This is a genomic window from Geodermatophilus obscurus (genome assembly GCF_900143215.1).
Taxonomy (GTDB): domain Bacteria; phylum Actinomycetota; class Actinomycetes; order Mycobacteriales; family Geodermatophilaceae; genus Geodermatophilus; species Geodermatophilus obscurus_A.
Genome location: NZ_FRDM01000064.1, coordinates 1 through 14,488, shown reverse-complemented (window position 1 = coordinate 14,488; position 14,488 = coordinate 1). Strand labels below are relative to the sequence as shown.

Here is a 14,488-nt window from a genome sequence, read left to right as displayed (position 1 = left end):
GTGCTGCGCACCCAGCCGAGCACCGGGTCGTCCCCCCGCAGGACGTGCAGGTAGGTCGTCTCCCAGGCGTCGACGGTCAGGCCCGCGCCGGTGAGGACCTCCAGGTAGCCGACCGGGTCGAGGACGGCGTCCTCGGCCGGCGCCGCGTCGGCCCCGAGCCCGGCCCAGCGCGGCGAGCGGCACAGCCCGGCCAGCAGCGCGTGCGTCGGCGCCCGCCAGTTGCCGGGGACCTGCACCGCCAGCCAGCCTGCCGGCGCCAGCCGGCCGGCCCACCGGTGCAGCAGGTCGGCGTGGCCGGGCACCCAGTGCAGGACGGCGTTGCTGACCAGCACGTCGACCGGCCCGTCGGGCCGCCACTCCCGGACGTCGCCGGCCTCGAAGGTCACGCGGCCGGGGATGGCGTGCGCGGCGGCCGAGGCCAGCATCTCCGGTGAGGAGTCCACCCCGGTCACCCGTGCGCCCGGCCACCGCTGCGCCAGCGACGCCGTCAGCGCGCCCTCCCCGCAGCCCAGGTCCACCACGGTCCGCGGCTCCCGGGCGCCGACGCGCGCGAGCAGGTCGACGAAGGGCCGCGCCCGCTCGTCGCCGAAGCGCAGGTAGCCGGCCGGATCCCAGGCGGCGGTGCTCGTCACGTCCCGACCCTAGGGCCCGTGGACGCCCGGGACCGTCGGCCCACCCCGGTACCGTTGCGCCCGCTGCACCTCCTCCACCGCACCGACTGGGAGCCCGCGATCCCCGTGTCCGACGACGGTCCACCCGCCCGGTCCGGCGAGCCCGCCGGCCGGCCCCGTGGCCTGTTCATCGCGTTCGAGGGCGGCGAGGGCGCCGGGAAGTCCACCCAGGTGCGGCTGCTGTGCCAGTGGCTGGCCGCGCACGGGCGTCCGCCGCGGGCCACCTTCGAGCCCGGCGGCACCCCCGCGGGCGCCGCCGTCCGGGCGATCGTGCTCGACCGGGCGCACACCGGGTTGTCCCCGCGCGCCGAGGCGCTGCTCTACGCCGCCGACCGCGCCCAGCACGCGCACGCCGTCCTGCGCCCGGCGCTGGAGGCGGGCGAGGTCGTGGTGACCGACCGCTACGTCGACAGCTCGCTGGCCTACCAGGGCGCCGGGCGCACGATCGGCCTGGACGACGTCGCGGCGATCTCCCGTTGGGCCACCCTCGGGCTGCGCCCCGACCTCACCGTGCTGCTCGACCTGCCGCCCGAGATCGGGCTGGCCCGTGCCCGGGGCCGCGCGGCCGCCGACCGGCTGGAGTCGGAGTCGCTGGAGTTCCACCAGCGGGTCCGCGACACCTTCCGCACGCTCGCCGCGGCCGCGCCCGGGCGCTACCTGGTGCTCGACGCCACGCGCGGTGTCGAGGAGCTCGCCGCCGACGTTCGCGAGCGGGTCGGCGCGTTGCTGGAGGTGCACACGTGAGCGAGCTCGCGGGGGACGGCGAGGAGGTGGCGTGAGCGGCGTGTGGGAGCAGGTCGTCGGCCAGTCCGCGGTCGTCGCCGAGCTGCAGGCCGCGGTGGCCGACCCGACCGCGATGACCCACGCCTGGCTGTTCACCGGCCCGCCCGGCTCGGGCCGTTCGGTCGCCGCGCGGGCCTTTGCCGCTGCCCTGCAGTGCCCGGACGGCGGTGACGGCACCTGCCACGCCTGCCGGACGGTGCTCGCCGGCACCCACGCCGACGTGCAGACCGTCGTCCCGGAGGGGCTGTCCATCGGCGTGGCCGAGGTGCGCGAGCTGGTCCGCATCGCCGGGCGGGCGCCGTCCCAGGGGCGCTGGCAGGTGGTCCTGGTCGAGGACGCCGACCGGATGACCGAGCAGGCGTCCAACACCGTGCTGAAGATGCTGGAGGAGCCACCGGCGCGGACGGTCTTCCTGCTCTGCGCACCGAGCCTGCACCCCGAGGACGTGCCGGTCACCATCCGCTCCCGGTGCCGCGTCGTCGGCCTGCGCACCCCGCCCGTCGACGCGGTCGCCGACGTGCTGGTCCGCCGGGACGGCGTCGACCCGGCGCTGGCCGCCTGGTCGGCCGCGGCCGCCGGCGGGCACGTCGGGCGCGCCCGGCACCTGGCCCGCGACGAGACCGCCCGGCTCGCCCGCAAGGCCGTCCTCGACGTCCCGCTGTCGCTGGTCTCCCTGGCCGCCTGCCTGAACGCCGCCGACGACCTGGTCGGTGCGGCCAAGGAGGAGTCCGACCGGGCGTCGGCGGAGCTCGACGGCGCGGAGACCGAGGCGGTCAAGCAGAGCCTCGGCGTGGGCGCGCGCGGTCCCGGCGTGGCGGCGGCCAGCCGCGGGGCCGGACAGCTCAAGGAGCTGGAGAAGCGGCAGAAGTCGCGGGCCACCCGGCTGGGCCGCGACTCGCTGGACCGGGCCCTGGTCGACCTCGCCGCCCTGTACCGCGACGCCCTGGTGTTCGCCACGAGCGGGACGCAGGGGGTGACCCTCGCCCACCCGGACCGGCGTGCGGACGCCGAGGAGCTGGCGCGGCGGATCGGTCCGGAGGGGGCGCTGCGGCGCATCGACGCCGTCCTGGACTGCCGGAGGGCGCTGGAGCAGAACGTGAAGCCGCAGATCGCCGTGGAGGCGCTCACCGTGGCGCTGCGCCTGCCCGCCTGACCGGCCGGGGCCTGCGCCGCAGCGGCCGGGCGGTCACGTAAGCTGGCCCCGCACGTCCGCCGCCTTAGCTCAGTCGGTAGAGCATCTCACTCGTAATGAGAAGGTCGTCGGTTCGATTCCGACAGGCGGCTCCACCCACAGCGGCCTCGTCCACCCGGACGGGGCCGCTGTCGTCTCCGCGGGCGCGACACACGCCGACGGCGGCGCACCCGGTGGGTGCGCCGCCGTCGGGGTCCGTCGTGCGCTCGGCGGCCGCTCGGTGAGGGGCCAGGGGACAGGGTCAGTGGTGGGGTTCGGCTTCCTCGGCCCGTCGGAGCGAGGCGTGGATCTCCTCCTCGGCGTCGGCGTGGCCGACCCACTCGGCGCCCTCGACCGACTTGCCCGGCTCGAGGTCCTTGTAGGTCTCGAAGAAGTGCTGGATCTCCAGGCGGTCGAACTCAGACACGTCGGTGATGTCCTTGAGGTGCGCCATGCGTGGATCCGTCGCCGGCACGCAGAGGACCTTGTCGTCCCCTCCGGCCTCGTCGGTCATCCGGAACATGCCGATGGCGCGGCAGGTGATGAGGCACCCGGGGAACGTCGGCTCGTCGAGGATCACCAGGGCGTCGAGCGGGTCGCCGTCCTGTCCCAGGGTGTTCTCGATGTACCCGTAGTCCGCCGGATAGCGGGTGGAGGTGAACAGCATCCGGTCCAAGCGGATGCGTCCGGTGGCGTGGTCCAGCTCGTACTTGTTCCGCTGGCCCTTCGGGATTTCTACCGTCACGTCGAACTGCACGGGACGTAGTGTGGCGGATCGGACCCCGGAGGACCGCCGGAGGTCGTTCCAGGGGGTGGGCACCATCGCGTCGAGCGGGTCGACGACCGTCACGGCGAAGTACTCCCGGTTCCGTCGCCGCCTCGTCCTCGGGCTCCTCGCGCTGCTGCTCGTGGTGGGTGCCGGCGTCTGGTTCGGGGTCGCCTCGCGGGGGGACGACGCCGCGCCGGAGGTCGCCGCGGCCGAGGCGCGCCTGCCCGACGTGGAGCCGGCCGCGCCGGTGCTCGCAGCGCTGGCGTCGGAGGCCCCCGCCCCGGACGCCGCGGTGCTCACCGACGAGCTGGCGCCGCTGCTGGCCTCCCCGGCGCTCGGGCCGGGTGTCGAGGCACGGGTCGTCGACGTCGCGTCCGGCGAGGTGCTGCTCGACCAGGACTCCGACGTCCCCTCCACGCCGGCCTCGACCGCCAAGCTGCTCACCGCCGTCGCCGCGCTGACCACCCTCGGCCCCGACGCCACCCTGGAGACCACCGTCGTCGTGGGCTCCGCGCCCGGCGAGGTGGTGCTGGTCGGCGGTGGGGACCCGACGCTGTCGCGGACCGTCCCCTCGCTGACCTACCCCGGCGCGCCCACCGTCGTCGACCTCGCCGCACAGGTGCGCAGCGCCCTGCCGGCGGGCGTGCAGGTCACCCGCGTCGTCGTCGACAACTCGCTGTTCGAGGGCCCGCTCACGGCTGCCGGCTGGGGCCCCGGCGACGCGCCGTCCTCCTACGCCGCCCCGGTCACCGCGACCGCCGTCGACGGCGCCCGGGTGCGCTCCGGCGACCTGCCCCGCAGCGGTGCCCCCGGGACCGATGCCGGCACCGCGCTGGCCGTCGCGCTCGGTGTCCCCGACGCGACCGTCGCCCTGGGCGCCGCGCCGCAGGACGCGCAGACCCTCGGCTCCGTGCGGTCCGCGCCGGTGGCCCGGCTGGTCGAGCAGGCGCTGTCCCAGTCGGACAACCTGCTGACCGAGTCGCTGGCCCGCCACGTCGCCCTCGCCCGCGACCTGCCAGCCACCTTCGAGGGCTCTGCCGAGGCGGTCATCGACGCGCTGACCGACGCGGGCCTCGACGTCACCGGCGTCTCGCTGTCCGACGGCAGCGGCCTGTCCACCACCGACCGCGTGCCGGTCGAACTGCTCACCGAGCTGCTCACCGGCGCCGCCGACGGCACGCTGGCCGACACCTCCGCCGTCCTGTCCGGCCTGCCCGTGGCCGGCTACGACGGCACCCTGTTCGACCGCGGCGACGCGGACCCGGCGACCGCGCCGGGCTCGGTCCGCGCCAAGACCGGCACGCTGCTGGGCGTGCACGGCCTGGCCGGCACCGTGGTCACCGCCGAGGGCCGGCTGCTGGTCTTCGGCGTGGTCGCCGACGGCGCCCCCGCCAACGGCGAGGCCGCCGAGGACGCGCTCGACGCCGTCGCCTCCGCGCTGGCCGCCTGCGGCTGCAGGTGACGCAACGGAACGGCCACCCTCCAGTATCCCGCGCCGAGTGAGGTGACGTGCTGGAACGGCCCTGCTGCAGGGGCCCACCGCGAGCGTGCGAGCGGTGGGGGGCAGGCGGGTCCTTTCTGTACCGTGAGGCCGATGAGCAGCTCCGCAAGGATGGTGGACTGGGACCTCGCCGGACGCACCGCCCGCCGCCTGGTCGGCCCCGGCCCGCAGACGACGCGCGAGGAGGCCGCCGCCGTCGTCCGCGAGCTGCACGAGGCCGCCGCCGCCGCCGTCGCGCACGTCGAGGGACTCACCGGGCTCAGTCCCGTGCCGGGTGGCCCGCTGCCCGAGGTCGCCGTCGTCGACCGGCCCGGCTGGGTCGACGCCAACACGCGAGGGATGTCCGCGCTGCTCGACCCGCTGGTCGACGCCCTCGCCGCCCGGCAGGACTCCCGCCCCAGCCCGCTCGCCGTCGCGATCGGCTCCCGCGCGACCGGCGTGCAGGCCGGCGGCGTGCTGGCCTTCCTCTCCTCCCGGGTCCTCGGCCAGTACGAGGTCTTCGGCACCGGCGGCCGGCTGCTGCTGGTCGCGCCGAACATCGTCGACGCCGAGCGCCGCCTGGGCGTGGACCCCGGCGACTTCCGGCTCTGGGTGTGCCTGCACGAGGTCACCCACCAGTTGCAGTTCACCGCCGTGCCGTGGCTCAAGGACCACCTCGAGGCGCAGATGGCCGAGTTCGTCGAAGCCACCGACCTGGACCCCGACGTGCTCCGCGACCGGCTGGGCGACGTCCTGCGCAGCGTCCTCGACGCCGCCCGCGGCGCCGACGGCGGGGACGACGCCGGGCTGATGGCGCTCGTGCAGGACCCGGCGCAGCGCGCCGTCCTCGACCGGGTCACCGCCGTGATGAGCCTGGTCGAGGGGCACGCCGAGTTCGTGATGGACGGCGTCGGGCCGGATGTCGTCCCGTCGGTGCGGACGCTGCGCAAGCGGTTCGCCCAGCGCCGCAAGGGCCGTGGCCCGATCGACCGCGTGCTGCGCCGCCTGCTGGGTCTCGAGCAGAAGATGAAGCAGTACGCCGAGGGCCGGGTGTTCGTCGGCGGCGTCGTCGACCTCGTCGGCATGGAGGGCTTCAACCGGGTGTGGGAGGGGCCGGAGAACCTGCCGCGGATCGAGGAGCTCACCGACCCCGCGCGCTGGGTCGAGCGGGTGCACGGCCGCCCCGCCATCCCCGCCTGACCTCGATGGCGGGTCCGCCGCGGGCCGTCGCGGTCCTGCGGACCGCCGTGCGGCCCGGGCTGCGGGCGAGCGACCGGCCGGTGCTGGCCGCGTGCAGCGGGGGAGCGGACTCCGTGGCCCTGGCCGCCGCGCTGGCCTTCGAGGCGCGGTCCGCCGGCGTCCGGGTCGGGGGGATCACCGTCGACCACGGGCTGCAGCCCGGCTCGGCCGAGCGGGCCGAGCGGACGGCGCAGCTGCTGCACGGGCTCGGCCTGGATCCGGTCCTCGTCCGCCGTGTGGCGGTCGGCGCCGGCGGCGGCCCGGAGGGCGCGGCCCGGACGGCGCGGTACCGGGCGCTCGCCGCCGCGGCCGCCGACCTGGGCACCCGTGTCGCGCTCGGGCACACGCTCGACGACCAGGCCGAGACGGTGCTGCTGGGGCTGGGCCGCGGCTCGGGCCCGCGTTCGGTCGCCGGCATGGTCCCCGAGCGGACGGCGGACGGGACCACCTGGTGGCGCCCGCTGCTCGGCGTGCGCCGGGCCACCACCGATGAGGCGTGCGCCGACCAGGGGCTGGCGGTGTGGGACGACCCCTGGAACGCCGACCCCGCCTACACCCGCGCGCGGCTGCGCGGCGAGGTGCTGCCGCTGATGGAGGACGTGCTCGGCGGCGGGGTCGCGCCCGCCCTGGCCCGCACCGCCGAGCTGCTCCGGGAGGACCTCGACGCCCTCGACGAGCTCGCCGCCGCCGAGCTGGCCCGTCTGGCCGGGGAGGCGGGCGACGGCGGCCTGCCCGCCCGCGAGCTCGGTGCGCTGCCCGCGGCGCTGCGCCGTCGGGTGCTCCGCGGGTGGCTGCGCGCCGCCGGCGTCCCCGACCTCCAGGCGGTGCACCTGCGCGCGGTGGAAGCCCTCGTCACCCGCTGGCGCGGGCAGGGCCGGGTGGACCTACCCGACGGCGCAGGCGCCCTCCGGACGTCTGGCAGGCTGGTCCTGTCGCCCCCCGAAGCGCGGGGCACCCGTCCCGAGGACGCACCCCAGACCCGCGAGGAGTCCCCCCCCGTGAGCGAGCCCGCCAGCGCTCCAGCAGAGCTCGGCAACGACCACGGCTACGGCCCCGACATCGACCACGTGCTGCTCAGCCAGGAACAGATCCAGGCCAAGATCACCGAGCTGGCCGAGCAGGTCGACCGCGACTACGCGGGGCGCGAGGTGCTGCTGGTCGGCGTCCTCAAGGGTGCGGTGCTGTTCATGAGCGACTTCGCGCGGGCGCTGCGGCTGCCCACCCAGATGGAGTTCATGGCCGTCTCCTCCTACGGCTCGGCCACCAGCTCCTCCGGTGTCGTGCGGATCCTCAAGGACCTCGACCGGGACATCAGCGACAGGCACGTGCTCGTCATCGAGGACATCATCGACTCCGGGCTGACCCTGTCCTGGCTGCTGAAGAACCTGGGCGGACGGCGTCCGGCCTCGCTCGAGGTCTGCGCCCTGCTGCGCAAGCCCGACGCGGTGAAGGTCGACGTGCCGGTGCGCTACATCGGCTTCGACATCCCGAACGAGTTCGTGGTCGGCTACGGCCTGGACTACGCCGAGCGCTACCGCGACCTGCCCTACATCGCGACGCTGCGCCCGGAGGTCTACTCGGGTTGAGCCGGCCGACCGGTCGACACCGCGGCCACCGGCCCGCCCCGCCCTGCGCCCCGCTGGGATCAGGTGACCTGATCGTCGAGTGTCCTCCCGCACGTTCTGCGGTGCGGGAGGACACTCCATGATCAGGGGACCTGATCATGGCTCCGCCGAGGAGCCCACCCGCCAGGGGGTTGTCGGGCCGGACCCGGCTGCGGCACGGCTGTCGCGGAGGCTCCCCGGTGTACCGTCGATCGCAACGACGCTGCACCGAGCGCCAGGGTGCCCGCCCGGGTCGCAGGGAGCGTCCCCGGACGATCAGGAGGGTGGACGGGACAGGCCGGAACACCCGGCCGCCCGGCATCGGTGTATGGAACGCAAGAAGATCTTCCGCTCCGTGTGGTTCTGGGTCGTCCTCGTCGTCCTCCTGGCGCTGGCGTTCTCCTCGCTGTTCCGCGGCACCGGCGGCTTCCAGGAGGTCAGCACCGCGGTCGCGCTGGAGCAGATCCAGAACGGCAACGCCGACCAGGTCACGATCAACGACAAGGAACAGACGCTCGACATCGAGCTGGCCAACCCGGTCGAGGGCAGCGACCAGATCACCGCCTCCTACCCGCTCGGAGCCGCCGACGACGTCTTCGACCTGGTCTCCGGGCTGGGGAACGGCGAGGGCGTCGACTTCAACACCAACGTCACGCAGGACAGCGTCCTGGTCAGCCTGCTGATCAGCTTCCTGCCGTTCGTGATCCTCCTGCTCCTGCTGTTCTGGCTGTTCAACTCCATGCAGGGCGGCGGCCGCGGGGTCATGGCCTTCGGCAAGTCCAAGGCCAAGCAGGTCACCAAGGACACCCCGAAGACCACGTTCGCCGACGTCGCCGGCGCGGACGAGGCCATCGAGGAACTGCACGAGATCAAGGACTTCCTCGCCAACCCGGTCAAGTTCCAGGCCGTGGGCGCGAAGATCCCCAAGGGCGTGCTGCTGTTCGGCCCGCCCGGCACCGGCAAGACGCTGCTGGCCCGCGCGGTCGCCGGCGAGGCGGGCGTGCCGTTCTTCTCGATCTCCGGCTCGGACTTCGTCGAGATGTTCGTCGGCGTCGGCGCCAGCCGGGTCCGTGACCTGTTCACCCAGGCCAAGGAGAACGCCCCGGCGATCATCTTCGTCGACGAGATCGACGCCGTCGGCCGGCACCGTGGCGCCGGCATGGGCGGCGGGCACGACGAGCGCGAGCAGACGCTCAACCAGATGCTCGTCGAGATGGACGGCTTCGACGTGAAGGGCGGCGTCATCATGATCGCCGCCACCAACCGGCCGGACATCCTCGACCCGGCCCTGCTGCGCCCGGGCCGCTTCGACCGCCAGATCGCTGTCGACCGCCCGGACCTGCTCGGCCGCAAGCGGATCCTCGAGGTGCACGCGAAGGGCAAGCCACTGGCCCCGGACGTCGACCTGGAGACCGTCGCCCGGCGTTCCCCCGGGTTCACCGGCGCCGACCTGGCCAACGTGCTCAACGAGGCCGCGCTGCTCACCGCCCGCCACAACGGGTCGCTGATCACCGACGAGACCCTCGAGGAGGCGATCGACCGCGTCGTCGCCGGCCCCGAGCGGAAGACCCGGGCGATGAGCGAGAAGGAGAAGAAGGTCACCGCCTACCACGAGGGCGGCCACGCCCTGGTGGCGCACGCGCTGCCCAACCTGGACCCGGTGCACAAGGTCACGATCCTCCCGCGCGGTCGCTCGCTCGGGCACACCCTCGTGCTGCCGACCGAGGACAAGTACACCCAGACCCGGTCGGAGATGATCGACACCCTGGCGTACGCGCTCGGGGGGCGGGCAGCGGAGGAACTGGTCTTCCACGAGCCGACCACCGGCGCCGGCAACGACATCGAGAAGGCCACCGCCATGGCGCGGGCGATGGTCACCCAGTACGGCATGAGCGCCAAGCTGGGCGCGGTGAAGTACGGCAGCACCGACGCCGAGCCCTTCCTGGGCCGGGACATGGGGTCGCGGCCGGACTACTCGGAGGCCGTCGCCGCCGACATCGACGCGGAGATCCGTGCCCTCATCGAGGCCGCGCACGACGAGGCGTGGGAGATCCTGGTCGAGTACCGGGGCGTCCTCGACCAGCTCGTGCTCGAGCTGATGGAGAAGGAGACCCTCTCCAAGGAGGACATGGCCCGCATCTGCGCGCCGGTCACCAAGCGGCCGTCGCTCGCCCCGTACAACGGCTTCGGCAAGCGCACGCCGTCGGACCAGCCGCCGGTGCTGACCCCCGCCGAGCAGGCCGCCCGGAACGGCAACGGCCACGTCGGCCACGGCAGCACCGCTGTGGGGGACGTGGGCGCCCCCGCGCAGAGGTGACCGAGATCCCGGCCGGGGCGGGTGGGGACGAGGACAGCGCGGCCCTGCTGCTGAGCCCGCCGCGGGCCGGGGTCGACCACGTCCGGGCCGCGGCCGCCGTCCGGGAGCTGCTGCTCGCCGTCGGTGAGGACCCCGACCGTCCGGGACTGCAGGACACCCCCGACCGCGTCGCCCGCGCGTACGCCGAGACCTTCGCCGGGCTCTGGCAGGACCCGGCGGAGGTCCTGGCGACGACGTTCGACGAGGACCACGACGAGATGATCCTGGTCAAGGACATCCCGATGTACTCGACCTGCGAGCACCACCTGGTGCCGTTCCACGGGGTGGCGCACATCGGCTACATCCCCGGAGAGGACGGGCGGGTCACCGGCCTGTCCAAGCTGGCCCGGCTGGTCGAGGTCTACGCCCGCCGCCCGCAGGTGCAGGAGCGGATGACCAGCCAGATCGCCGACGCGCTGGCCGACGTCCTCAAGCCGCGCGGCGTGCTCGTGGTGATCGAGGCCGAGCACCTGTGCATGGCCATGCGCGGGGTCCGCAAGCCCGGCTCGTCTACGGTCACCTCGGCCGTGCGCGGCATCTTCCGGGAGAACGCGGCGACCCGCAGCGAGGCGATGAGCCTCGTCCGGGGCCGGTGACCCTCCGCCGTCTCCCGCGCCCCGGCCACTGCGTGGTCATGGGGGTCCTCAACGTCACGCCCGACTCCTTCTCCGATGGCGGCTGCTTCGCCGACACCGGCACGGCGGTCGCCCACGGCCTGGCGATGCACGCCGCCGGAGCCGACTACGTCGATGTCGGCGGGGAGTCCACCCGGCCCGGAGCCGACCGGGTGGACGCCGCCGAGGAGTGCGGCCGGGTCGTCCCGGTGATCCGCGAGCTGGCCGCCGCAGGTGTGCGCACCAGCGTCGACACCACCCGCGCGGAGGTGGCCGAGGCCGCGTTGGCGGCCGGCGCCGTCCTGGTCAACGACGTGAGCGGCGGACTGGCCGACAAGAACATGGCCGAGCTGGTCGCCGAGGCCGGCGTCCCCTGGGTGCTGATGCACTGGCGCGGGCACAGCCGCGAGATGTACGCCGCCGCGCAGTACGGCGATGTCGTCACCGAGGTCTGCGCCGAGCTGACCGCGCGGGTGGAGGACGTCGTCGCCGCCGGCGTCGCCCCCGAGCATCTGGTCCTCGACCCCGGCCTCGGCTTCGCCAAGCGCGCCGAGCACAACTGGCGGCTGCTCGCCGGCCTCGACCGGATCGTCGGCCTCGGTTTGCCGGTGCTCGTCGGCGCCTCCCGCAAGTCGTTCCTGGGCCGCCTGCTCGCCGCCCCCGACGGCACCCTGCGCCCGGCCGAGCAGCGCGACGCCGCGACGCTGGCCGCCACGGTGCTCGCGGCCGAGGCCGGCGCCTGGGGTGTGCGGGTGCACGACGCCGCAGCATCGGCCGACGCCGTCCGCACCGTCGCCGCCGTCCGGGCGGCCCGCCGCGGGGGAGAGGGCCGTGGCTGACGCCCGCCCGTCCACCCGCCCCGACCGCATCGCCATCCACGGGCTCTGCGCGCACGCCTTCCACGGCGTGTACGAGGCCGAGCGCCGGCTGGGCCAGACCTTCCGCGTCGACGCCGTCCTCGAGCTGGACACCGCCCCGGCCGCCGCCGATGACGACCTCGAGCGCACGGTCAACTACGCCGAGCTGGCCCGCGCGTTGCACATCGTGCTGACGGGGGAGCCGGTCGACCTGCTGGAGACCCTCGCCCAGCGGCTGGCCGACGTCTGCCTCGAGGACCCGCTGGTCGACGCCGTCGAGATCACCGTGCACAAGCCCGAGGCCGACCTCGGCGTCCCCTTCGACGACGTCAGCGTCGCCATCCGGCGGGAGCGGCCGTGACGCGGGCGGTCCTGTCGCTGGGCGCCAACCTGGGGGACCGGGCCGCCGCGCTGCGTGCCGCAGTCGCCGCCCTCAAGGACGACGGCGTGCTCGTGGCCCGCTCGACGCTGTACGAGACCCCGCCGTGGGGCCCGGTCGAGCAGCCGCCGTACCTCAACGCGGTCGTGGTCGTGCGCGGCGACCGGGACGCCGCCGGCTGGCTGGCCCGCGCGCACGAGCTGGAGCAGGCTGCCGGGCGCACCCGCGACGTGCGCTGGGGGCCGCGCACCCTCGACGTCGACGTCGTCACGGTCACCGGGGACGACGGCCGGCCGGTCCTCTCCGACGACCCCGCGCTCACCCTCCCGCACCCCCGCGCGCACGAGCGCGCGTTCGTGCTCGTGCCGTGGGCCGGCCTCGACCCCACCGCGGTGCTGCCGGGCCGCGGCCGGGTGAGCGAGCTGCTGGCCGCGCTGCCACCGGAGGACGTCGCGGCCGTCGTCCGCTGGGAGCACCTGCGTTGAAGCCCGTGAACCGGCGGGACCTGCTGGTCCTCGCGGCCGGCCTCGCCGTCGCCGCGTTGCTGGTCGTGCGGGCGAGCTACGGCTCCCTGCCGGCGCTGCGCTGGTGGCTGCCGGTGCCGCTCGGCGTGCTGGCCGTGGCCGAACTCCTCGGCGCCCGCACGCTGCGCGCCCGTCTCGCCGCCCAGCGGGACCGCCGTCCCCCGGCCGAGCGCGGCACCGCGCCGGTCCGCCCCGTCGAGCCGATGCTGGTCGCCCGGCTCGCGGTGCTGGCCCAGGCCAGCGCCTACGTCGGCGCGGCCTTCGTCGGCATCTGGGTCGGTCTGCTGCTCTACGTGGGGCCCTCGGTGTCGCGGCTGCAGGCCGCCGCGAACGACACCGTCACCGGGGTCGTCGGGGTCGTCTGCTCGGCCGCGCTGGTCGCAGCGGCGCTGTGGCTGGAGTCGGTCTGCCGCATCCCGCCGTCCCCCGACGACGAGACACCGCAGGCGGGCGCCCGGGCCTGACCGCTCCCGCTCAGCCGGCCCCGCCCGGACCCACCGCTCAGCGGGCGCCCGCGTGCACCGACCGGCGCAGCGCCGCGTGCAGGGCGGTGGGGGTGAGGACGCCGAGGTGGCGGTCGCCGTCGAGCACCGGCACCCACCCGGCGTCGGACTGCAGGATCGTGGCCAGCGCCGTCCGCAGCGAGGCCTGCAGCGGCACGGCGGCGTCGTCGCGGACGACGGCCGAGGCGACCGTCCCGGCACCCGACGCCTGGTCGGCCGGCAGCCACCCGGCCGGGCGACCGCCGTCGTCCAGCACCACCGCCCGGTCGGTGCCGGCGCGGTCGAGCGCCGCCCCGGCCTCGGCCAGGCCGTCGCCCAGCCCGACCACCGGCGGGTGCTCGAGGTCGACGGGGTCGATCGGGGTGACCGCCAGCCGCTTGAGGCCCCGGTCGGCGCCGACGAAGCCGGCCACCGTCTCGTTCGCCGGCCGGCCCAGCAGCTCCGTGGGCGGGGCGAACTGCTCGACGTGTCCGCCGGTGCTCATCACCGCGATGCGGTCGCCGAGCCGCACGGCCTCCTCGATGTCGTGGGTGACGAAGACGATCGTCTTGCGCACCGTCTCCTGCAGCCGCAGGAACTCCGACTGCAGCCGCTCGCGCACCACCGGGTCGACGGCGGAGAACGGCTCGTCCATCAGCAGCACGCCGGGGTCGGCGGCCAGCGCCCGGGCGACCCCGGCCCGCTGCCGCTGGCCCCCGGAGAGCTGGGCGGGGTACCGGTCGCCGTGGACGGCGGGGTCCAGCCCGACCAGGGTGAGCAGCTCCTCGACCCGGTCGCGGATCTCCCGGCGGTCCCAGCCCAGCAGCCGGGGGACGGTCGCGACGTTGGTGCGCACCGTCTGGTGCGGGAAGAGCCCGACGCTCTGGATGACGTAGCCGATGCGGCGGCGCAGCCGGTCGGCGTCGGCACGGGTCACGTCCTCGCCGCCGAGCAGGATGCGCCCGGTGGTCGGCTCGATGATCCGGTTGACCATCTTCATCGTCGTCGTCTTGCCGCAGCCCGACGGCCCGACCAGCACGGACAGCTCCCCGGCGGCGAAGGTCAGGTCCAGCTCGGCCACGCCCACGGTGCCGTCGGGGTAGACCTTGCTGACCCCCTCCAGGCGGATCTCGGGGGCAGCGCCGGCCGACCCGGCGCCCGGCGACGCCGCGCGCAGCGACGAGGGCGCGGCAGTAGCGTCCACGCGTGGCCTCCCTGGGTGCGCTGAGCGCGACGAGCGACCCGGGACCTCCGGCGCTCGCCGCGGACGAGGCGCCGAACCCCTGGTTCGACCCGTCGTACGTGACCGACAACTGGAACACCATTGTGGGCCACCTCGGTCAGCACGTCAGGCTCACCGTCGGGGCGGTGCTGCTCGGGACGCTGATCGCGCTGCCCCTGGCGCTGCTCGCCCGGCGCAGCCGGCTGCTGACCGGCCCCGTCCTCGGGCTGAGCTCGGTCGTCTACACGATCCCGTCGCTGGCCCTGTTCGCCTTCCTCGCCCCGTTCACCGGGGCGCTGTCACCGGTCACGGTGCTGATCGGGCTGACCGTCTACAC

14 protein-coding genes, 1 tRNA gene and 1 pseudogene are annotated in these 14,488 nt (G+C 75.2%); 13 read left to right on the top strand and 3 right to left on the bottom strand.

Annotated features, from left to right (window positions below):
- On the bottom strand, nt 1-632 hold a 632-nt coding region (locus BUB17_RS24255), incomplete at its 3' end, for a methyltransferase domain-containing protein (RefSeq protein ID WP_072921247.1).
- 18 nt (nt 633-650) lie between these two features.
- Between BUB17_RS24255 and tmk the strand changes: the two genes are divergently transcribed.
- The 3 genes from tmk (at nt 651) to BUB17_RS24240 (ending at nt 2,741) form a co-directional block, all read left to right on the top strand.
- Nucleotides 651-1,415, top strand: a complete 765-nt coding sequence (gene tmk, locus BUB17_RS24250) for a dTMP kinase (protein ID WP_244277470.1) — start codon at nt 651-653, stop codon at nt 1,413-1,415.
- A 31-nt stretch (nt 1,416-1,446) separates the two neighbouring features.
- Entirely contained in the window at nt 1,447-2,607 is a 1,161-nt protein-coding gene (locus tag BUB17_RS24245) for a DNA polymerase III subunit delta' (RefSeq protein ID WP_072921245.1), read from the top strand.
- 58 nt (nt 2,608-2,665) lie between these two features.
- Nucleotides 2,666-2,741 (top strand) — tRNA-Thr (locus BUB17_RS24240).
- Nucleotides 2,742-2,887: 146 nt separating this feature from the next.
- Here the strand turns inward: BUB17_RS24240 and BUB17_RS24235 are convergent.
- The gene (locus BUB17_RS24235; protein ID WP_072921255.1) at nt 2,888-3,382 is read right to left on the bottom strand and encodes an inorganic diphosphatase; all 495 of its coding nucleotides are present in this window, start codon (nt 3,380-3,382) and stop codon (nt 2,888-2,890) included.
- 55 nt (nt 3,383-3,437) lie between these two features.
- Here BUB17_RS24235 and dacB point away from each other — a divergent pair, with 55 nt between their 5' ends.
- The 9 genes from dacB (at nt 3,438) to BUB17_RS24190 (ending at nt 12,911) form a co-directional block, all read left to right on the top strand.
- Nucleotides 3,438-4,856, top strand: coding sequence for a D-alanyl-D-alanine carboxypeptidase/D-alanyl-D-alanine endopeptidase (dacB, locus tag BUB17_RS24230; RefSeq protein ID WP_244277469.1), 1,419 nt, complete (start codon nt 3,438-3,440; stop codon nt 4,854-4,856).
- Between the two features lie 132 nt (nt 4,857-4,988).
- The gene (locus BUB17_RS24225) at nt 4,989-6,074 is read left to right on the top strand and encodes a zinc-dependent metalloprotease (RefSeq protein ID WP_072921243.1); all 1,086 of its coding nucleotides are present in this window, start codon (nt 4,989-4,991) and stop codon (nt 6,072-6,074) included.
- 5 nt (nt 6,075-6,079) lie between these two features.
- Complete coding sequence (gene hpt, locus BUB17_RS28665) at nt 6,080-7,699, top strand: hypoxanthine phosphoribosyltransferase (RefSeq protein WP_072921241.1); 1,620 nt, start codon at nt 6,080-6,082, stop codon at nt 7,697-7,699.
- A 346-nt stretch (nt 7,700-8,045) separates the two neighbouring features.
- The gene (ftsH, locus tag BUB17_RS24215) at nt 8,046-10,034 is read left to right on the top strand and encodes an ATP-dependent zinc metalloprotease FtsH (protein ID WP_072921239.1); all 1,989 of its coding nucleotides are present in this window, start codon (nt 8,046-8,048) and stop codon (nt 10,032-10,034) included.
- Nucleotides 10,031-10,669: a GTP cyclohydrolase I FolE gene (gene folE / locus BUB17_RS24210; protein ID WP_072921237.1), complete on the top strand. Its 639-nt coding sequence runs from the start codon at nt 10,031-10,033 to the stop codon at nt 10,667-10,669. Before ftsH ends, folE begins: the two co-directional genes overlap by 4 nt.
- Nucleotides 10,666-11,526 carry a dihydropteroate synthase gene (gene folP, locus BUB17_RS24205; RefSeq protein WP_083606586.1) on the top strand — a complete coding sequence of 287 codons (861 nt, stop codon included), beginning with the start codon at nt 10,666-10,668 and terminating at the stop codon, nt 11,524-11,526. The genes folE and folP overlap by 4 nt, the downstream gene beginning before the upstream one ends.
- The gene (gene folB, locus BUB17_RS24200; protein WP_072921235.1) at nt 11,519-11,905 is read left to right on the top strand and encodes a dihydroneopterin aldolase; all 387 of its coding nucleotides are present in this window, start codon (nt 11,519-11,521) and stop codon (nt 11,903-11,905) included. Before folP ends, folB begins: the two co-directional genes overlap by 8 nt.
- Nucleotides 11,902-12,408, top strand: coding sequence for a 2-amino-4-hydroxy-6-hydroxymethyldihydropteridine diphosphokinase (folK, locus tag BUB17_RS24195; RefSeq protein ID WP_072921233.1), 507 nt, complete (start codon nt 11,902-11,904; stop codon nt 12,406-12,408). The genes folB and folK overlap by 4 nt, the downstream gene beginning before the upstream one ends.
- Nucleotides 12,409-12,413: 5 nt before the next feature.
- Nucleotides 12,414-12,911 carry a DUF3180 domain-containing protein gene (locus BUB17_RS24190; RefSeq protein WP_244277468.1) on the top strand — a complete coding sequence of 166 codons (498 nt, stop codon included), beginning with the start codon at nt 12,414-12,416 and terminating at the stop codon, nt 12,909-12,911.
- Between the two features lie 37 nt (nt 12,912-12,948).
- On the opposite strand, the gene BUB17_RS24185 is transcribed toward BUB17_RS24190, so the two are convergent.
- Nucleotides 12,949-14,133, bottom strand: coding sequence for an ABC transporter ATP-binding protein (locus BUB17_RS24185; protein ID WP_244277467.1), 1,185 nt, complete (start codon nt 14,131-14,133; stop codon nt 12,949-12,951).
- Between the two features lie 2 nt (nt 14,134-14,135).
- On the opposite strand from BUB17_RS24185, the pseudogene BUB17_RS24180 reads away from it, so the two are divergent.
- Nucleotides 14,136-14,488: pseudogene (locus BUB17_RS24180) on the top strand (ABC transporter permease); the annotation flags it as partial.